This window comes from Ensifer sp. VA4 (assembly GCF_055710065.1).
Genome location: NZ_JBVQPO010000003.1, coordinates 250,259 through 269,599 on the forward strand (window position 1 = coordinate 250,259; position 19,341 = coordinate 269,599).

The window sequence follows — 19,341 nt, forward strand, 5'->3', positions numbered from 1 at the left end:
TCTTTCATGGCAGAATGCGGGCCGCGAACTTAAGAAAGTCGCGGCCCCGTGACCTTACTTGTACTGTTCGAGGTCGGCGGCGGCCTTCTTCAGCGCGTCAGCCGGTTCGGCCTTGCCAGTCACGACCGACTGGACCATCTCGATCATCGTGTTCTGCAGGCCCTTGTAATCGGTGAAGAGCGGCTCCGGACCACCGTTGGAAATGCCGTCGATGAACGGCTTCCAATAGGGGTTGGCGGCAACCATGTCGTCGACCGCCTTGCCCGGGCGCAGCGGCGTCAGGCCTTCCTGCGCTTCGTAGATCGGCTGGTTTTCCGGATCCGTCAGGAACTTGGCGAATTCAACCGCCTTTTCCTCGACGCCAGTGCCGCTGAAGACAGCCAGGCTGTCGGTGATCAAGAGCGTGCCCGGGCCCTTGGCGCTCGGACCGAGCGGCAGCGGTGCGACGCCCCAGTCGATCTTGGTTTCCTTCAGGCGGTTCACCGCGCCGACCGAAGCCTGGATCATGCCGAGCTTGCCGTCGAGGAAGATCGCGCGGACTTCGTTCTGCTCGTAGGACGTCGGACCTTCTTCGGCGTAGGGAACGATGTCCTTCAGCGCGGTCAACGCCTCCAGGTTCTGCTTGCTGTCGAGCGTGATCTTGCCGTCGGCATCGATGACGGAACCATCATTGGTGTAAACCCAATGCAGGAACTGGTGCATCGTATTGTCGAAGGTCTTGGCGACCACACCGAAGCCGGCAATGCCGGTTTTTTCCTTGATCGTCTTGGCGTATTCGAGCTCTTCCGCCCAGGTTGTCGGCGGCTTTTCCGGATCGAGACCGGCCTGCTTGAACAGGGCCTTGTTCCAGTAGAGGGCCTTGGTCGAGAAGGCGACCGGCACGCCCCACTGCTTACCGTCGGTCGTCACCGTATCCATGATATACGGATAATAGGACTTCTTCTCTTCGTCGGAGAAAGTGATCGGCACGATCAGCTCGTTGTCGGCAAATTCCTTCAGCGTGCGTGAGCCGACATAGGCAAGCGCCACCGGCGTGCCGGAAGCGGCAAGCGTCGTCACTTTGTCCTGGCACTGGCCCCAGCCGACCACTTCGGCCGCGATCTTGTAGCCGGGATTGGCCTCTTCCCACTTTTTGATGAACTCGGCATGGGCCGGCTGCATCTTGTCGCCGCAGGCGATGAAGCTGATTTCCGTGTCGGCGGCCAGCGACGGCAGCGCCGTCGTGGCAAGCAGCGCCAAGGTTCCTGCAATCAATGAGGCATGCTTTTTCATGGTGGTTCCCCTTGCTTATGAAGCTCGTTGTTGCGGTTACTGTTTCACGGCGCCGGCCGTCAGGCCCGCGACGAGATAGCGTTGCATCAGGAAGATGAGGATGACCGCGGGCGCGATGCCGACGAAGCTCGCTGCCATCAGCTCGTTCCAGATGACTTCCTGCCGGCCGAAATAGGCGTAGAGCCCGATCGGCAGCGGCATGTATTCGGTCTTCGAGTTGAAGGTCAGCGCGAAGATGAATTGCTGGGCGTAGGACCCGATGAAGGTGGTGATCGCGACGACCGTGATGCCGGGCATGGCTATCGGCAGGATGACGCGGCGAAGCGTATAGAAGTGGCTGGCGCCATCGACGAAGGCCGCTTCGTCCAGTTCGCGCGGAATGCGCATCATGTAGGTGCGCAAGAGCCAGATCGCCGACGGGATGAGGAAGGCGACGCCCGGCACGATCATGGCGAAATAGGTATTGAGCACGCCGAGGCTGCGCATCAGCCGGAAGAGCGGAATGAGCAGCACCGCGCCGGAGAACATGTTGACCGCGAGGAATGCCGCCAGCAGCGCACCGCTGCCGCGGAATTTGAAGCGCGCAAAGGCATAGGCCGCCGGCACCACCAGCACCAGCACGATCACCGTCACGATCGACGAGATGAAGAACGAGTTGAAGATGTAACGGGCAAAGCCCGGTACGCTCACCCACATCGACTTGTAGGCCGCAAACGACCCGTTCTCCGGCCAGAACTTGTAGGGCGAGGAAAACAAGAGGCCGAGCGGTTTCAGCGACACCAGGAAGCCTTCGACGAAGGGCGCCAGAATGAACGCCAGGAAAACGAAGATCCCGCAATAGATCGCCACCAGCTCATGCCAGCGATAGCGGTTGATCATGGCGGGCTGGCTCATCGGTGCTCTCCCGAGGCAAGGCGGCTGGTGACGCGGAAATAGGCGAGGCAGAAGATCGACAGGAAGATGCAGATGAGCACCGCGCGGGCCGCCCCTTCCCCGTATTTCTTCGAACCGATCGCCGTGCGGTAGGTGTCGATGATCATCGTCGTCGTTTCGCCGTTCGGTCCGCCCTGGGTCAGGATCCAGATGATGTCGAACGAGTTGAAGGTCGCGATCAGCGACAGCATCGACATGGTGATCATCGAGGGGATGAGCAGCGGCAACGTGATGCGACGGAAGCGATAGAGGCGCCCTGCCCCATCCGTCCAGGCGGCCTCATAGAGATCCTGCGGGATCGCCTGCATCGCCGCCAGCATATAGAGCGTCACCAGCGGTACGCCGATCCAGACGTCGGTAATGATCGTTGCCCAGAAGGCTGTCTCACCACGCGCCAGGAAGGCGACCGGCCCGTCAACCAGACCCCAGTTCTGCAGCATGCCGGAGATCATGCCAAACTGGCCGTTGTACATCCAGCCCCACATGAAGATGCCGATCGCCATCGGCACGATCCACGGCGGCATGGTCAGCACGCGGAAGAGCGCGCGGCCCGGTACGGCTGCGTTCAGCATGGTTGCGCCGAAGACGCCGATGATCATCTTGATCGAGACCGAGAAAAAGGTCCAGATGAAGGTGCGGAAGATGACCTCGGCGAAGGTCTCGTTGAAGATCTTGTCGTAGTTCGCCCAGCCGACCCAATTCGTCGTCTTCTTCAGCGAGGCGTCGGTGAACGACAGGATGAAGGTATCGACCAGCGGATAGGCAACGATCACCGTGACGTAGAGCAGGGCCGGTAGGAGCAGGATCCAGGCGAAGATGACCGTGCTGCGTTGAACACTCATCCCGCTTCTCCCCTCACGCCGCGCGGGAATGCAGGGTTTCGTCGAAACGATCCCAGATCGGTCGGAGGTCGATGACGCTCTTTTTGCGCCGCGCCTCGTCCATGGAAAGCGCCAGGATGCCCGCCTCCAGCGCATCGAGCGTCGAGACCGGCAGCGGCCGGCCGTCCCGGACGTGGCCGATGATATCGGTCGCCATTTGCTCGTCGGCACCGTAGTGCTGCGACAGTTCCGTGGCGGCGTATTTGTTCTCGATGACCTTCTTGCCGGTCAGCATCTCGTGGACATCGAAATAGCCGCGGATGAAATCGCCCTCGGCCATGCCGCGCGATCCCATGATGCAGAAGCGGCGGAACTGATCCGGAACGTTGAGATTGGTGTGGAAGTTCATGCCGACGCCATTGGCATATTCGACGATCGCCACCTGATAGTCGATGATGTCGCCGTCGCTGTCGAAGACCTTGTCGGATCCCATCCAGCCGCTCGGCTTGCGATGGAAGAGTTCGAGATCGTTGATGCCTTCGCGCGCCGGATCGTTGGCGGGAATGAAGCTCTTGCGGCCGCCGAAGCTCGCCACCCGTTCCGGCCGCGCGCCGACGACGCCGTTGTAGAGGTCAAGGTCGTGGCAGCACTTCTCCAGCATGAAGCTGCCGGAGTAGCGCTCGTAGCGGCGCCAGTCGCGCATGAAGAAGGCGCCGTGATAGGGCTCGATATGTTCGGCCGCCTCGATCGAGACCACCTGGCCGAGCTTGCCTTCGGCAAGCGCCGCCCGCAGGTCGCGATACATCGGCGCGTAGCGCAGCACCAGACCGACCATCAGTCGCTCATGACCGAATTTCGCCATCAGCGCTGCGAGTTCCATGCTCTCCTGGATCGTCGTCACGATCGGCTTTTCGCTGAAAACCTTGAGACCCGCTTCAAGCCCAATCCGGATATGTTCGAGATGCATGTGGTTGGGCGAGCCGATCATCAAAAGATCGAGTTTCTCATTGGCGATCAGTTCTTCGGGCGTCGCATAGGCCTTGCCGGCCGGGATGCCTTTTTCGGTCAGGGTGGACAGACCCGCCGGGTTCGGATCGACATAACCGGCGATCCCGAAGCTCTCGTCCACGGCCTTGAAGACATAGCCCAGATACCCCAAACGGAATCCGAGTCCGATGATGCCGACTTTCATGCTCGTCCTGTTCCCCTGCCTTTTGGCGTAATTTATTTTCGCAGACTGGGACAGTTTTTTCAGGGCGTCAACCCAAATCCGCAAATTCCGTAAAAATGTGAAATTCATTTTCATAATCGGGGCAGATGCCGCCAAAACAGGCAATTCACCCGACAACCCATGAGGGTACCGTCGCCGCAACTCTACAACAGGAGGAAAGCGGTCCAGACCACTGGACGTTGCGCGGATGGTTTCTGCAATTCAGGTTTTTCCAACCAGACGGTCACGCCAGTGCAATAGCCTCAGCAACGGCCGGGCCAGGTAGGGCGGCGGTATTTTGGGATGGTCGCCAACCGTCCCTCTCCTCGCGACACCGGCATTCGGCTCGATGAGGAACGCAACGATCAATGTGCTACGAGTAGAAAAAAGGTCCAAGGGTTCATCCGACAAGAATAGCCCCTGATCTCCCGCGCCAAATCCGACATCGCCGACCTGTATCGAGCCCGAAAAGAGATAGAAGTAGAGGTGCCGCCCCTCCGCCCGCGGGAACGTAACCTCTGCCTCAGCCTCAAGCCTGAGGTCGAAGATGTCGACGTTGTTACGCACGAAAAACGGCGCCACGCCATCTTCCGTTCCGACAAGGTGCCTCCATTGATTGACGGGTGCCGGCGCAATGGGACCATGCTGGATGTTCGGCGGAAGATCGAGGCTATGAGGACGCACGAAGACTTGCAGCATCCGTAGCGGAGGATCGCTCGGCAACGTCTCCTCCGAATGCCAAAAGCTCTTTCCGGCGTTCATCACCATAAGGTGCGCGCTGTCGGTAATCAGCCGACCGGTAGCCGGGTCGTTGTGACGCATCACCCCATCTGGCACCCATGACAGGATTTCGTCGTTCTGGTGCTCGTGCATGGCGATAAGCCTGCCTGGCTCCAGCATCGACTCGACGACCATGGCCAGGGGGCCGTAGCCATGATCGCGCGGTCTGGGCAACAACCATCCCGGCATATTGAGCCTGGTCTTGAACCCGCCCATATCCCTGACAATCGGACTCTTGGCGCCTCGGTACAGCACGCGCCATTCTAGCATGTGCCACCGCAATTTGGCGCAATAGTCGATCGCCGAGACTTGTCAGCCTGTCGCGTTTCCAGATGGCATCTAGCGCCCCATCCGGGCGGCGAGTTTTCTCTCGGCAGCCTGCAAGCCGTCGTGCAGCAACACGGCAAGCGTCGCGACGATCAGGCCACCCTGAACGACGAATGCCAGATTGTTCGATTGCAGTCCGGCAATGATCACTTCGCCCAGGGTCTTCGCCGCGACTGTCGATCCGATCGTGGCGGTCGCGAGGCTGATGACCACCGAAAGCCGGATGCCGGCAAGGATCACCGGCATGGCAAGCGGCAACTCGACCTTCAGCAGGCGCTGTCCGCCCGTCATCCCGGCGCCGCGCGCCGCCTCCATGACGGAGGGAGGCAAGGTCGTCAGCCCGGTCAGGGCATTCTCGAAGATCGGCAGCAGGCCGTAGAGGAAAAGCGCAATCAGCGTCGGTTTCTCGCCAAAGCCGAAGATTGGGACGGCCAAAGCCAGCACCGCGACCGGGGGAAAGGTCTGGCCGATGTTCACAAGGCTGCGCGAGAGCGGCAGGAATTCCGCGCCGGAGGAGCGTGTCACGAGTATGGCCAAGGCGAGTGCGACCAGCGACGCAGCGGCGGTCGCCACAGCGACGGTCCGCAGATGCAGCAGCGTCAGTTGCAGCAGGCTGCCCTGATTGTAGATCACGGGCGCATTCTCCTGAACCAGCGGCCGCAACAAGGGTTCGAACCATTGCGGCTGCAGCAGGAAGGCGACCAGCACCAGGAACGCTCCCGCGCGAAAAAGCGTGGATAGGTTCGGCATCAGGCAGGCCCAGCTGCTCGTTTTGCCAGCCCTTCGAGACTAACCTTGCCGATGATTGCACCTGCGGGATCAGCCACCGGCAGCGCGCTCCGTCCGGACCAGAGGAGTTCGGCAAGGGCCTCCCGTTGCGTGAGCGCGCTCGATATGGCAGCGCCATCTGCCGAACCCGGTTCGACGGCGCTTGAGACCTGCTCGATCGCGAGCAACCGATAGGGCCGCTCGCTGACCCCGATCAGGCTTTCGACGAACGGGGTCGCGGGCTTGATCAGCATTTCGGCGGGCGTCGCATATTGCACCACCTTGCCCTTGTCCATGACGGCAATGCGGTCGGCGAGCTGGAAGGCCTCCTCCATGTCATGGGTGACGAGAATGATCGTCGTCTCGAAGTGCTTTTGAATGGCGAGCAGATCATCCTGCGCCTTGGCGCGAATGATCGGGTCGAGTGCGCCGAAGGGCTCGTCCATCAGCAGGACTTTCGGTTCGGCAGCCAACGCCCGCGCGACGCCGACACGCTGTTGCTGACCGCCGGAAAGCTCGTGCGGAAAGCGTGGACCAAAGGCGGCCGGATCGAGTTGGAACAGTTGGAGAAGCTCGTCCACCTTGGCATCGATGCGCGAGCGTTCCCAGCCGAGCAGGGTCGGCACGGTGGCAATGTTCTGTGCGACGGTCCGATGCGGGAACAGGCCGTGCCCCTGGATCGCGTAACCGATGCGCCGGCGCAGTTCATAGCCTGGCAGCGAACGGTTGTCCTCACCATCGAGGCGGATCGTCCCCGCCGTCGGCTCCACCAGCCGGTTGATCATACGCAGAAGCGTCGTCTTGCCGGAACCGGAGGTGCCGACCACGACGATGACTGTGCGCGGCGCGATCGTAAGGCTGACGTCGTCGACGACGGCGGTCTCGCCATAGCGCTTGGTGATGTTCTCGATCTCGATCATGCGGCCTCTGCCTGTCTGTTGTTTGGTGTGGCCATCTCGATCATCGCGTCGAGGACGATCGCCGCGGCAAACGCCATCACGACGGTCGGAACGGCCCCGAGCAGCACGAGATCCATCGCTGTCTGCCCGACACCCTGGAAGACGAAGACGCCGAAACCGCCGCCGCCGATCAGCGCCGCAATGGTTGCCAGGCCGATATTCTGCACGAGCACGATGCGGATGCCGGTGAGGATCACCGGAAAGGCCAGCGGAAATTCGATGCCGACAAGCCGCTGCCAATCGGTCATGCCGATGCCGCGGGCGGCGTCATTCGCGTCCCTCGGAACACCGGCCAGCCCAACGACGGTATTGGCGACGACCGGCAAGAGCGAATAGAGAAACAATGCGACGAAGGCCGGCGCGACACCAATGCCGCGAATGCCGATCGTGGCGGCGCCCGGCACGTTGGCGGCGATCCAGCCAAGCGGTGCAATGAGAATGCCGAAAAGTGCGATCGACGGGATCGTCTGGATCGCGTTCAGGACTCCGAGCAAGCCGTCGCGCAGCCGCGTGACGCGATGGCAGAGGATGCCGAGTGGGATGCCGGCGATGGTTGCGGCCGCAAGCGAGCCGAGCGCCAAGGTCACATGCTTGCGAGCTTCCGCCCAGAAAGTATCGACCCGGCTTGCATATTCCTTGAGGATCGAGAGACCGTCCCAGGTACCGGAAAGCAACAGCATCCCGATGAAGGCGAGCACGGCGACAAGCACGATGATGCGCACGAAAGGCGCCGGGCGCAATCGCGTCAGAGCATCGGCGGCCAGCAGCCCGAAGGCGAAGAGCATGACCCAGAAGCCGGAGGCCGGCGAAACGCGGGCGTAGCTGTTGCCTTCCGGCGCCAGGTGGCTGGCGGCGACACCGATGCCGAGCGCCAGCACGCCCAGCGCTGCGAAAGCTGCGACAAGGCGCAAAATGGCGGGCGACCGCATGGCCGCCGCGAGCGCGCCCGCAAGGATCACCAAAAGCACTGCCGCGCTCCAGGGCTGCGGCAGGGACTCGACGAGCGTCTTCGCCTCACCGGCGACGATGCGATTGGCGCGAAACGTTGCGAAGGGCGCGATCAAGGCGCCGCCAAGCGCCAAAGCCGCGATGATCGCTCCGAGCTTGTCAAAGCGGAGTTCTCTCAAACCATATCCCTCCCCGCCTGTGCCGGCGCGACTTCAGCACCTGCAGGCACGCCCCGGAACGCCGGCCATCGGACCAGCGTCCCGGTTGTCGGTCAACTTATTTCAGAAAGCCGTTCTTCTTCAGGAAGTCTTCGGCAACGGTCTTGGCCGGCTCGCCGCCAACCTGTACGCGGCCGTTCAGGTCCTGAAGCGTCTGGAGATCGAGCTTCTCGAACACCGGCTTCAGCAGTTCCTCGATCTGCGGATTTTCCTTGAGCACCGCTTCGCGAATGATCGGTGTCGGCTGATAGACGGGCTGCACCGCCTTGTCGTCTTCGAGCACGACGAGGCCGGAAGGCGCGATGCCACCGTCGGTTCCGTAGACCATCGCCGCATTGGCGCCATTCGTCTGGTTCGCCGCGGCCGCAATCGTTGCCGCGGTATCACCGCCAGACAGCGTGATGAGTTGGTCCTGCTTCAGGGTGAAGCCATAGGTCGTCTGGAAGGCCGGAAGGGCAGCGGCCGAATTCACGAACTCGGACGATGCGGCGAGCACGACCTTGCCGCCGCCCGAAACATATTTGCCGAAATCGCTCAGCGTCTTCAGCTTGTTCTCATCCGCCACTTCCTTGCGAAGCCCGATCGCCCAGGTGTTGTTGGCCGGAGACGGCGTCAGCCAGACGATCTTGTTCGCGTCGTAGTCGAGCTTCTTGGCGGTCTCGTAACCCTTGGCCGCGTCCTTCCACACCGGATCGTCAGCCTTTTCGAAGAAGAAGGCGGCATTGCCGGTGTATTCCGGGTAGATGTCGATCTCGCCCGCGGTGATCGCCTTGCGCACGACCGGCGTCGCACCGAGCTGAACGCGGTCTACCGTCTTGATGTTGTTGGCGTTGAGCACGGCAAGGATGATGTTGCCGAGCACACCGCCCTCGGTGTCGATCTTCGAGGAGACGACTACGTCGGCACTGGCCGCGGCTGCGGTCAAGGTGAAGGCAAAGGCAGTTCCGATAAGCAGTCTGGTCAGGCGCATGGGATTCTCCTCGGATTTCGATCCCCAAGTTTGATCACGGAAAGTCCGCCGCGTCGGGGTAAGCCATTCCATATATGTCAGCCCCCGGCAAAAAATAGGGTTGCACGCTGAGACTGTGACGCATGAAAAATCTCGCCATCCACTAATACGATCGAGAAGCTGGACTATCGTATTCGGCGTTACCGAATGGCGGTTGCAATCGACAGCATTGTCGGCCACCTTGATCAAGGCCCGCCAGAAACATCTGCGTCACTCTTGGTTGCGATGCCGCTCGACCCAACCGCTCGGGGGCTGACGGAGGGTTCGCCCGGCGAAAGTTCGGGGATTTCATGTCGATCCATCTTCTCGCGCTGCTTATCGGCGTGGTTGCCGGCCTGCGAACCATGACTGCACCGGCGGCCGTGAGCATCGGCGCTGCGGCCGGTTGGTTATCGCTTGACGGCACCTGGGCCGCCTTCATGGGCTTTCGGTTCACGCCCTACATCTTCGGCCTGCTCGCCCTCGTGGAGTTCGTCACCGATCAATTGCCGAGCACGCCGAGCCGAAAGGCTCCGCAGCAGTTCGGCGCCCGCATCGTCAGCGGTGGCTTCTGCGGTGCCGTGCTTGGCGCCGCCGGAGGTGCTATGTTGGGCGGGCTGGTCGCCGGCGTCATCGGTGCAGTCATCGGAACGCTCGGCGGCTACGAAGCTCGCAAGCGCCTCGTTGCGGCCATCGGCGGCAAGGATCTGCCGATTGCCCTTAGCGAGGATGCCGTCGCCGTTCTCCTCGCACTCTGGGTGGTGTCCTTAGTCTCATGACAAAACACTTCGACGCAATCATCATCGGCGCCGGTCAGGCCGGCCCTTCGCTCGCCGGTCGTCTGACAGCCGCGGGAAAGACCGTCGCCATCATCGAGCGCAAGTTCTTCGGCGGCACCTGCGTCAACACCGGTTGCATGCCGACCAAGGCGATGGTTGCAAGCGCCTATGCGGCCCATCTGGCGCGGCGAGGTGCGGACTATGGTGTCACCACTGGCCCCATCTCCATTGATTTCGCCCGCGTCATGGCACGCAAGGACACGGTGCGGTTCACGTCGCGCAAGAATGTCGAAAGCTGGCTGAAGGGGATGAAGAACTGCACAGTCTTCGAAGGCCATGCCCGCTTCGAAAGCCCGCATGAAATCCGCGTCGGCGAAGACCTGCTTTCGGCCGATCAGATCTTCCTGAATGTCGGTGGCCGCGCCGCGACACCGGATTTCCCTGGCGTCGAGGAGGTGCCCTATCTCACCAACGTCTCGATCATGGATCTCGACACCCTGCCCCGCCATCTGATCATCGTCGGCGGCAGCTATATCGGGCTCGAATTCGCGCAGATGTTCCGCCGCTTCGGCTCCGAGGTGACCGTCATCGAAAAGGCGCCGCGGCTGATCGGCCGCGAGGACGCGGATGTTTCCGATGCCATTCTCGCGATCCTGGAAAAAGAAGGTATCGAGTTCCGGCTGAATGCCGAGTGCATCCGCTTCGCCAAGCGGGGCGACGAGGTCGTCGCTGGCGTCGATTGCGCGGCAGGCGCGCCCGAGATCGCGGGCTCCCATCTCTTGCTGGCGGCCGGACGTCGGCCGAACACCGACGATCTCGACCTGGACCGCGCCGGCGTCAAGACCGACACCCGCGGTTACATCGAAGTCGACGAGCGCCTCAGGACCAACGTACCGCATATCTTCGCCATGGGCGACTGCAACGGCCGCGGCGCCTTCACCCACACCGCCTACAACGACTTCGAAATCGTCGCGGCAAACCTCATCGATGGCGAGGCGCGAAAGGTCAGCGACCGGATCTCGACCTATGCTCTCTTCATCGATCCGCCGCTCGGACGCGCCGGCATGACGGAAACCGAGGCGCGCAAGTCGGGGCGCAAATTGCACATCGGCACCAGACCGATGAGCCGCGTCGGCCGCGCCGTCGAGAAGGGCGAGACCGAGGGTTTCATGAAAGTGATCGTCGATGCCGACACCAAGGAAATCCTCGGTGCCTCAATCCTCGGCACCGGTGGCGACGAGGCGGTGCAGAGCATCCTCGACGTGATGTACGCAGCCAAGCCCTACACGACGATTACCCACGCGGTGCACATCCATCCGACCGTATCGGAACTGATCCCGACCGTCTTCGGCGACTTGCACCCAAACGCCTGAACGGTCAGCGCCGCCGCGGTTCAGACGAGCGCTGCGCGGGCGAGATGGTAGAAATACATCGCCCCGCGCTCGAGGATTTCGTCGTTGAAATCGTAGCGGGTAGTGTGCAGACCACTGCTTTGACCGTTGCCGATCAACACATAGGCGCCCGGCACCTTTTCCAGCAGGAAGGAAAAGTCCTCGCTGCCCATCAATGGCTCGGGGAGGTCGACATAGGCATCGGCGCCGAAGGTCTCGGCGATCACGGCGCGTGCGTCTTCGACCGCCTGCGCATCGTTGATCGTCGCGGGATAGCCGACCTGCCAATCGAAGGTAGCCTCGGCATTGAAGCTCTGCGCCTGGAAGCGGGCGATCTGCTCCACACGCTCCTGCAACTGCTTGCGCACGGCAGGATCGGTCGAGCGCATGCTGATCTCCAGCACCGCCGTATCGGGAATGATGTTCGAAGCGGAGCCCGACTGGAACGAACCGACCGTCACCACGGACGGCTGATGCGGCGAGACGTTGCGCGAGACCAGCGTCTGCAGCGCCATCACCACGCTCGAGCCGACGACGACGGGATCGACCGTCAGTTCCGGCTGGGCGCCGTGGCCGCCCTTGCCCCGGATCGTCAGCGTCAACACGTCGATCGACGCCGCCATCGCACCTGGACGGCTTGAGAACTGGCCGACCGGCAGGCCCGGCCAGTTGTGCAGCGCATAGACCCGTTCGCAGGGGAAGCGCTCGAACAGGCCGTCCTCGATCATCAGCTTGCCGCCGCCAAAGTTTTCCTCGGCCGGCTGGAAGATCAGATGGACCGTGCCGTTGAAACTCTCATCCCTCGACAGTGCCCAGGCGGCACCGAGCAACATGCTGGTGTGGCCATCGTGGCCGCAGGCGTGCATCGCGCCCGGGTGCTTGCTCTGATAGGCAAGGCCGGTTTCTTCCAGCATCGGCAGCGCATCCATGTCGGCGCGGAAGCCGATGGCGCGATTGCTGTTGCCGCGCTTCAGCGTGGCGACGATGCCTGTCGTCGCCAGGCCGCGCGTCACCTCGAAGCCCCAGGACTGCAGCAATCCTGCGACAAACTCGGAGGTCTTCACCTCGGAAAGTCCTATCTCGGGCATCTCATGCAGCCTGTGACGGATCTCGACGAGCTCGGGCAGGAACTCGGAAAACGTGGCGTCGCGCATTTCAGCCTCCTCAAGCCATCTGCAGGAACTGGCGCAGCCGCGACGATTGCGGATCGCGCATCACCTTTGATGGCGCGCCGCGTTCTTCGACCAGTCCCTTGTGCAGGAAGATCACCTCGCTTGAGATATCGCGGGCAAGGGACATCTCATGCGTGACCATCACCATGGTGCGCCCCTCTTCGGCGAGCTTCTTTATGACGAGCAACACCTCGTTGACAAGTTCCGGGTCGAGCGCAGAGGTCGGCTCGTCGAAGAGCATAACCTCCGGCTTCATCGCCAACGCCCGGGCGATCGCCGCGCGCTGCTGCTGGCCGCCCGAGAGCTGATTCGGGTAATGATCGCGCTTCGGGGTGATGCCGACTTTTTCCATCAGCAGTTCGGCCTCGCCGATCGCATCCTTGCGCGCCATGCCGAGCACGTGGATCGGCCCTTCGATGATGTTTTCGAGGATGGTCTTGTGGGACCAGAGATTGAAGCCTTGGAACACCATGCCGAGGCGCGTGCGGATATGTTCGAGCTGTCGCTTGTCGGCGGCGACGAACTTCCCATCCTTGCCCTTGACGGTGCGGACCACCTCGCCAGACACCGAAATCTCGCCCTCGTCGGGCGTTTCCAGATAGTTGATGCAGCGCAGCAACGTGCTCTTGCCGGAGCCGCTGCTGCCGATCAGCGAGATGACATCGCCGGAATTCGCCTCGAAGGAGACGCCCTTGAGCACCTCGACGGAGCCGAAGCTCTTGTGAATGTTCTTCACGGAAAGCGCTGTTGCAGCCATGTTCGTTCCTCTCGTCGCGTCTTTGCGCGCGCCTCCTCGTTATGCCCACGCCGTGCGGTAGCGGGTAAGCCTCTTCTCGACGACGTGCATGACGCGCGTCAGGATGAAGACGACGGTGAAATAGATGATGCCGGCGGCGATCAGCGGTTCGAAGATCAACAGCGACTGGCGCTGCAGCATGCGGGCAGTGCCCATCACCTCGAGGATCGTGATCGTCGAGGCGAGCGACGTCGTCTTCAACAGGATGATCAGATCGCCCGTCAGCACCGGCAGGCAGGAGCGGAACGCCTGCGGCAGGGTGATGCGGCGGAGGATCATCGACGAGCGCATGCCGATCGATTTTGCCGCTTCGATCTGTCCGAGCGGGACCGCCTTGATCGCGCCGCGGATGACCTCGGCATTGTAGGAAGCCTGGTTGAGGCTCAGCGCGAAGATCGCATACCACAGGCCGTCACGCAGATAGGGCCAGAGGAAGCTGTGGCGCACCCAGGTGCCGGGCAGCACCTGCCCCAGGCCGTAATAGATCAGATAGATTTGCACCAAGAGCGGCGTGCCGCGGAAGGCGAAGGTGAACACATAGGCCGGAACCGAAAGCACGCGGCGGCCGGAAAGCCGGGCAAGTGCCGCGAGCGTACCGATGACCAGTCCGAAGACGCCGGCGACCGCAGTCAAAAGCAGTGTCAGCGGGGTTGCCTTGATCAACGCCGGCAGGAAACCGATGACGTTGGAGATCGTTTCCATCAGTGGTGCCCCCGGTTGAGGCGGCGCTCGATCTCAGCGATCGCCAGGACGGAAACGAGCGTGATCGCAAGAAACAGGATGGCCGTCAGCCCGTAGAAGAAGATGTACTGCTTGGTGCCGGCCGCGGCTCGGTACCCGGTGTAAAGCAGTTCGCTGAACGAGCCGAGCACGCTGATGATGGCGCTTTCCTTGGTGATCGACAGCCAGAGATTGCCCATGCCGGGCACGGCGTAGCGCATCATTTGCGGAAAGATGATGCGGGTGAAAACCTTGCGTCTCGGCATGCCGATCGAGACCGCTGCCTCGATCTGGCCAGGCGGCACGGAAAGGAAGGCGGAGCGCAGCACCTCGGTCATGAAAGCGCCCGAGACGAAGGCAAGCGCAATGATGGCCGCCCAGAAGGAACTGAACTGGAAGGTCTCGGCGACGAGGCCGAAGTGTTTCAACAGCCGCTCGGCGCCGCTGGCTACCGAGAAATAGAGAAGCAGGATGACCAGCAGTTCCGGAAGCGAGCGGACGACGGTCGTGTAGATTTCGGCAAGGACGCGCGGGACGCGGTGCTTCGACAATTTGCCGGCAGCCCCCAGGAAGCCGAAGAGAACCGCAACCGCATAGGCGACCACGGAAACCTGCAAGGTCATCAGCAGGCCCCAGGCGAAATCGTCGCCCCAGCCCTCCCCGCCCCAGGCAAGCAATTGCCAGTAATAGTCCATCCGTCGTTACCTGTTCCCGATTTTCGTCAGCCCTACTGCATGTCTCCTTAAATCGACCTCGATTTAAGGACAAAGACATGCAGCAAATCAAAGTGCTACAGCGACCTTTGCGCGTCTCATAAGACGCGCGGCGCTGTAGAACGCCGCCCGTCCAGTCACGGCGGGCAAAGGTCGTCGTCGCGGTGGCTGCAAGGGTGCCCCGGCGCTGCGGCCGGTTTGGCGAGCAAGGGCGGCGGCGGCCCGAGGCCGGAGCGCCGCCCTCAAGAACGTGCGTTTACTTCTTGCCGAAGATCCACTTGTCGACGAGCTTCTGCGTCGTGCCGTCCTTTTCGAGAACGGCAAGCGCGGCATTGACCTTGTCGAGGGTCGCAGCGTCACCCTTGCGCACGGCATAGGCGACGCCTTCGCCGAGCGTGACGTTCTTCGGCACCTCGACCTTGACCTCGTAGTCGGTGCCTTCCGGCGTCTTCAGGAAGGTCTGGATGTAGAGGTCGGGGATCAGCACGTAGTCGACGCGGCCGGCGATCAGGTCGGCAACCGAGTTGTCTGCCGTGTCGTAGCTCTTGGCTTCGGCACCGGTCAGGTACTTGGCAACGTAAGCCGCCTGCACGCTCGACGTCTGCACGCCGATGATCTTGCCCTCGACATTAGCCGGATCGATGATCTTGCCGGAACCGTCCGCTGCATCGACCGTCTTGATCTCGCTCGTGTCAGCCTTGGCGCCGACGAAGGACGTGCCTTCAGTGTAATAGGGCGTCGAGAAGTCGACGACCTGGCGGCGCTCGTCGGTGATCGAGAAGGCGCCGATGATGAAGTCGACCTTGTTTTCCTTCAGCGACGGGATCAGTCCGTCCCAGGCCATCTGGTTGATGTCGCACTTCACCGCCATCTTCTCGCACAGCGCGCGGGAAAGGTCGGCTTCCAGGCCCTCCCATTCGCCGCCGGCGTTCACCTGGGTGAAGGGCATGTAGGGCTCCGGCGTCATGCCGAGCCGCAGCGTATCCTCGGCAAATGCGCTGCCGGCAGCCATGGAAAGGGCGATCCCTGCGAACAGGGCGGTCTTCAACGTCTTCATAATGTTCCTCCTCGGGGATTGCGTCGGATCAGAGCGTGTTGCTGAACCAGCGCAGCGACATGCAGGAGAGACCTGCATCGATCTTGCCGATCTCCGTCGTCTTCATGGGCACGACCTTGTAGCCGAGCTTGTCGAGCATCTCGATCGTGCGCGGGAAATCGGAGCCGACCATGACGACGTCGTTAACGCGCAGCGCGTTGGCAGCAGGCTCTTCGCCTTCCGGAATGATCACCTGCTTGAAGCGCTCGAAGACGCCGGACTTGGCGAGACGCGCAGTCGAAAGCACGGTCTCGTCGTCGAGCAGCGAGCAATCGGTCTTGAAGTGCAGTACGCCTTCCGGCGTCGCGACGATCTCGCTCTTGCGGCCGAGCTTGGCAAGGCAAGCCTGGAGGGCCTCGGCGCCAACCTTGTTGGTGCGGGCCGACAGGCCGATCATCACGCTTTCCCGGGTCGTCAGCACGTCGCCGCCATCAGCAAAGCCGTCACCCGGCAGGTCGAGCACCGTCTCGAACATTGCACGCAGCGTCGGTTCGATCTCCGGCGTTTCCTTGACGCGCGTTACGGCACCCGGGCGCAGGAGGATTGCGCCTTCGGTGAAGACCAGCGCCGGATCTTCGACGAAGATCGAATCCGGGAAGGCTTCGAGCGCCGGCAGAACCGTCACCTTCACGCCCGCGTCCTTCATCGCCGCGATGTAGGCATCGTGCTCGGCCTTCACACCTTCGAAGGTGGGGTTGCCGCGATCATCGGCGCGCAGGCCGTTGACGACCGACTTCGACGGGGTGCGGACGATGATGTTGTTGAACTGGTAGACGGGGCGGGATTGCGACATTTGTAGTACCTTTGGCTTGGATGAGGTGCTTCTAGCGATCGGACATGGCGACGTAAAGCGGTTGCTTGTTCACGCTTTCCCGACGGGACAAGTGAACCCCTGCAAGCATGCAGCGGACGGATCCGCCGGCTAGCTCGATGGTCGGCACGTCGAAGGCGAGAACACGGGCGGATGCTTCTAGCGCCTTGATCTGATCGGTGCGGAGAGAGGCGAGCGCGCGCGCCGACATGACGACGACGCGGCCGTCCGCGCCGTCGAGCTCGATGGCATTGCCGGCGAAATTCTCGATCTGGTCGATCGTGAGATCGATTACCTGGCGCCCGGTTTCCTCGAGGCGGGCACAGATTTCCTGGCGACGGGCGACATCCGGGATCATCCCCGTGCCGATCAGGGCAAATTCCGTGCCGATGCACATCAAAACATTGGTGTGGTAGATCGAATTGCCGTGGCGATCGACCGCGCCGAAGATCATCGGCTCGAAATTGAAGTGGGTGCAGAAGCGTTCCAGCGCCACTTCATTGGTGCGGTTGGAGCGGGCGGCGTAGGCAACGCGACCGATATGGTCGAGAACCATGGCGCCGGTGCCTTCGAGATAGACGCCGTCCTTTTCGAGACCGGAATAGTCGATCACGTCCTGAACGCGATACTCGTTCTTCAGCATCTCGATGATGTCGGAGCGGCGTTCGCTCTGACGGCTTTCCGAATACATCGGATAGATCGCGACGTGACCGCCGGAGTGGGTCGAGAACCAGTTGTTCGGAAAGACGGAATCGGGCCGCGTCGTCGTCTCATCTTCGAAGAGATGAACGGCAACGCCGGCACCGGCGAGCCCATCAGCCATGCGGCTGACTTCATCGTAAGCTGACTTGGCAATCGCCGAGGGCTGACGCTTCGCATCGGTTGCCTGGAAGGCGTTATCTTCCGCGGTCATCGGGTTCGGGCCGAAATGATGCGGACGGATCATCACGACGCCCTTCGGCGCCTGTACGGACGGTCTCTTCATTCAGGCAACGCTCCGCTCGGCAAAAGCGGCCGGCTGCTGCTTGAACAGGCCGTAGAGATCGCGCGGATGCTCCGGCTGCGTCGTTAGGTCGAGCTCGGTGTAGAAGGCAGTGCCCTGGATCTTGTCGCGCAGGAAGCGCAGCGCCGAAAAGTCTTCCGTCGCGAAACCGACGGAATCGAAGATGGTGATCTGGCCGTTGCTGCGGCGACCTTCGGCCTCGCCGGCGATGACCTGCCAGAGTTCGGTGACCGGGAAATCCGGCGCCATCTGCTGGATCTCGCCCTCGATGCGCGTCTGCTCCGGATATTCGACGAAGACGTCGGCACGGCGCAGGATATCGCCCTGCAGTTCGGTCTTGCCGGGGCAGTCGCCGCCAACCGCGTTGATATGCACGCCGGCGCCGACCATGTTGTCGGAAAGGATCGTGGCGTTGCGCTTGTCGGCCGTGACCGTCGTGATGATGTCGGCACCGGCAACCGCCTCCTCCGCGGTCGCCGCAACGACGATGTCGAAATCCATATCAGCGAGGTTGTTGCAGAACTTGTCAGCCGCTTCGGCATCGATGTCGAAGACCTGGAGACGCTTGACGCCAAGCAAAGCGCGGAAGGCCAACGCCTGGAACTCGGACTGGGCGCCGAGACCGATGATCGCCATCGAGCGGGCGTCGGGACGAGCAAGATACTTTGCAGCAAGTGCTGAGGTCGCGGCGGTCCTCAGGCCCGTCATGATGGTCATCTCGGAGACCAGGCAGGGATAACCGGTGCTGACGTCGGAAAGGACGCCGAAGGCGGTGACCGTCTGCAGACCGACATTCGGGTTCTTCGGGTGGCCGTTGACGTATTTGAAGCCGTAGTGCTCGCCATCCGAAGTCGGCATCAATTCGATGACGCCGGTCTTGGAATGGCTTGCGAGCCTCGGGGTTTTCTCGAATGCGTTCCATCGGCGGAAATCATTTTCGATATATTCCGCAAGCCCCAAAAGGAACGTCTCGATGCCGATCGATTTGACCAGCTCGATTACGTTGCCGACACCGACATACTGAACCACGTTACCACTCCATCGGAGAAATTCGATGAGGTCAGCCTAGGCAGGCAAGAAGTGAGTTGAAATTTTAAACTTGCCCAAAATTGAGGAGCATATTGAGCAATTTGCACAATCGTAATATGCAACATTCATGCATATCTTCGACGACCTCGATCACCAGCTCATCTCCCTGTTGCGCGAAGATGGCCGTGCGCCCTACTCCAAGATCGCGGCGGTGCTCGGCATCTCCAGGGCGACGGTGCAGACGCGGATCGACCGTCTGCTCGAAAGCGGCGCCGTGCTCGGCTTCACGCTGCGCGTGCGGCAGGATTATGACGATCGCGCCATCCGTGCGATCATGATGATCGAGGTCAGCGGCCGCAACACCACCAAGGTCATCAAATACCTGCGCGGCCTGCCCGAGCTTTACGCACTCCATACGACCAATGGCGGCTGGGATCTGGTCGCCGAAATCCGCGCCAACAGCCTCAGCGACTTCGACCGCATCCTGCGCGAAGTACGCGACGTCGACGGCGTGTCGAACAGCGAAACGAGCATTCTGCTCAGCACCGTCTGATTCCTCACCATCACAAGCGCACCAAGAATGCGTCCTTCATAGACAGGCAAGCCC

20 protein-coding genes are annotated in these 19,341 nt (G+C 61.8%); 3 read left to right on the plus strand and 17 right to left on the minus strand.

Going from position 1 to position 19,341, the window contains the following annotated elements:
* Positions 1-54: 54 nt before the first annotated feature.
* The 9 genes from AC0C6X_RS06350 to osmF form a co-directional block, all read right to left on the minus strand.
* Positions 55-1,272, minus strand: coding sequence for an ABC transporter substrate-binding protein (locus AC0C6X_RS06350; RefSeq protein ID WP_173518617.1), 1,218 nt, complete (start codon positions 1,270-1,272; stop codon positions 55-57).
* Between the two features lie 36 nt (positions 1,273-1,308).
* A complete protein-coding gene (locus AC0C6X_RS06355) occupies positions 1,309-2,166 on the minus strand; it encodes a carbohydrate ABC transporter permease (RefSeq protein WP_173518618.1) in 858 nt (285 codons plus the stop codon).
* A complete protein-coding gene (locus tag AC0C6X_RS06360; RefSeq protein ID WP_247959610.1) occupies positions 2,163-3,047 on the minus strand; it encodes a carbohydrate ABC transporter permease in 885 nt (294 codons plus the stop codon). The genes AC0C6X_RS06355 and AC0C6X_RS06360 overlap by 4 nt, the downstream gene beginning before the upstream one ends.
* A gap of 13 nt (positions 3,048-3,060) precedes the next feature.
* Positions 3,061-4,218 carry a Gfo/Idh/MocA family protein gene (locus tag AC0C6X_RS06365; protein ID WP_472952259.1) on the minus strand — a complete coding sequence of 386 codons (1,158 nt, stop codon included), beginning with the start codon at positions 4,216-4,218 and terminating at the stop codon, positions 3,061-3,063.
* A 240-nt stretch (positions 4,219-4,458) separates the two neighbouring features.
* Positions 4,459-5,271, minus strand: a complete 813-nt coding sequence (locus AC0C6X_RS06370) for a pirin family protein (RefSeq protein WP_472952260.1) — start codon at positions 5,269-5,271, stop codon at positions 4,459-4,461.
* Positions 5,272-5,355: 84 nt separating this feature from the next.
* Positions 5,356-6,093, minus strand: coding sequence for an ABC transporter permease (locus AC0C6X_RS06375; protein WP_173518622.1), 738 nt, complete (start codon positions 6,091-6,093; stop codon positions 5,356-5,358).
* Positions 6,093-7,031 carry an ABC transporter ATP-binding protein gene (locus AC0C6X_RS06380; protein WP_472952261.1) on the minus strand — a complete coding sequence of 313 codons (939 nt, stop codon included), beginning with the start codon at positions 7,029-7,031 and terminating at the stop codon, positions 6,093-6,095. Before AC0C6X_RS06380 ends, AC0C6X_RS06375 begins: the two co-directional genes overlap by 1 nt.
* The gene (locus AC0C6X_RS06385) at positions 7,028-8,197 is read right to left on the minus strand and encodes an ABC transporter permease (protein WP_247959606.1); all 1,170 of its coding nucleotides are present in this window, start codon (positions 8,195-8,197) and stop codon (positions 7,028-7,030) included. The genes AC0C6X_RS06380 and AC0C6X_RS06385 overlap by 4 nt, the downstream gene beginning before the upstream one ends.
* A gap of 97 nt (positions 8,198-8,294) precedes the next feature.
* Positions 8,295-9,206 carry a glycine betaine ABC transporter substrate-binding protein OsmF gene (osmF, locus tag AC0C6X_RS06390; RefSeq protein WP_173518625.1) on the minus strand — a complete coding sequence of 304 codons (912 nt, stop codon included), beginning with the start codon at positions 9,204-9,206 and terminating at the stop codon, positions 8,295-8,297.
* A 329-nt stretch (positions 9,207-9,535) separates the two neighbouring features.
* Here osmF and AC0C6X_RS06395 point away from each other — a divergent pair, with 329 nt between their 5' ends.
* Together AC0C6X_RS06395 and AC0C6X_RS06400 are read left to right on the plus strand one after the other, a co-directional pair.
* Positions 9,536-10,003, plus strand: coding sequence for a DUF4126 domain-containing protein (locus AC0C6X_RS06395; RefSeq protein WP_173518626.1), 468 nt, complete (start codon positions 9,536-9,538; stop codon positions 10,001-10,003).
* Positions 10,000-11,376: an FAD-containing oxidoreductase gene (locus tag AC0C6X_RS06400; protein ID WP_173518627.1), complete on the plus strand. Its 1,377-nt coding sequence runs from the start codon at positions 10,000-10,002 to the stop codon at positions 11,374-11,376. The genes AC0C6X_RS06395 and AC0C6X_RS06400 overlap by 4 nt, the downstream gene beginning before the upstream one ends.
* 20 nt (positions 11,377-11,396) lie before the next feature.
* Here AC0C6X_RS06400 and AC0C6X_RS06405 read toward each other — a convergent pair whose 3' ends face one another.
* From AC0C6X_RS06405 to AC0C6X_RS06440, 8 genes are all read right to left on the minus strand, one after another.
* On the minus strand, positions 11,397-12,548 hold the full coding sequence (locus AC0C6X_RS06405; protein ID WP_472952262.1) for a M20 aminoacylase family protein: 1,152 nt from the start codon (positions 12,546-12,548) through the stop codon (positions 11,397-11,399).
* A gap of 10 nt (positions 12,549-12,558) precedes the next feature.
* The gene (locus tag AC0C6X_RS06410; RefSeq protein ID WP_173518629.1) at positions 12,559-13,323 is read right to left on the minus strand and encodes an ABC transporter ATP-binding protein; all 765 of its coding nucleotides are present in this window, start codon (positions 13,321-13,323) and stop codon (positions 12,559-12,561) included.
* A 39-nt stretch (positions 13,324-13,362) separates the two neighbouring features.
* Positions 13,363-14,064: an ABC transporter permease gene (locus AC0C6X_RS06415; protein ID WP_472952263.1), complete on the minus strand. Its 702-nt coding sequence runs from the start codon at positions 14,062-14,064 to the stop codon at positions 13,363-13,365.
* Entirely contained in the window at positions 14,064-14,777 is a 714-nt protein-coding gene (locus AC0C6X_RS06420; protein WP_173518631.1) for an ABC transporter permease, read from the minus strand. Before AC0C6X_RS06420 ends, AC0C6X_RS06415 begins: the two co-directional genes overlap by 1 nt.
* Before the next feature lie 274 nt (positions 14,778-15,051).
* The gene (locus AC0C6X_RS06425) at positions 15,052-15,852 is read right to left on the minus strand and encodes a transporter substrate-binding domain-containing protein (RefSeq protein WP_173518632.1); all 801 of its coding nucleotides are present in this window, start codon (positions 15,850-15,852) and stop codon (positions 15,052-15,054) included.
* Between the two features lie 28 nt (positions 15,853-15,880).
* Positions 15,881-16,684: a dimethylarginine dimethylaminohydrolase family protein gene (locus tag AC0C6X_RS06430; RefSeq protein ID WP_173518633.1), complete on the minus strand. Its 804-nt coding sequence runs from the start codon at positions 16,682-16,684 to the stop codon at positions 15,881-15,883.
* Between the two features lie 31 nt (positions 16,685-16,715).
* Positions 16,716-17,687, minus strand: coding sequence for a citrulline utilization hydrolase CtlX (gene ctlX / locus AC0C6X_RS06435; protein ID WP_472952264.1), 972 nt, complete (start codon positions 17,685-17,687; stop codon positions 16,716-16,718).
* Positions 17,688-18,761 (minus strand): ornithine cyclodeaminase, encoded by a 1,074-nt coding sequence (locus AC0C6X_RS06440; protein ID WP_247959732.1) that lies wholly within the window; start codon positions 18,759-18,761, stop codon positions 17,688-17,690.
* Between the two features lie 100 nt (positions 18,762-18,861).
* Between AC0C6X_RS06440 and AC0C6X_RS06445 the strand changes: the two genes are divergently transcribed.
* The gene (locus tag AC0C6X_RS06445; RefSeq protein ID WP_043613515.1) at positions 18,862-19,287 is read left to right on the plus strand and encodes an Lrp/AsnC family transcriptional regulator; all 426 of its coding nucleotides are present in this window, start codon (positions 18,862-18,864) and stop codon (positions 19,285-19,287) included.
* The last annotated feature ends 54 nt before the right edge of the window (positions 19,288-19,341 follow it).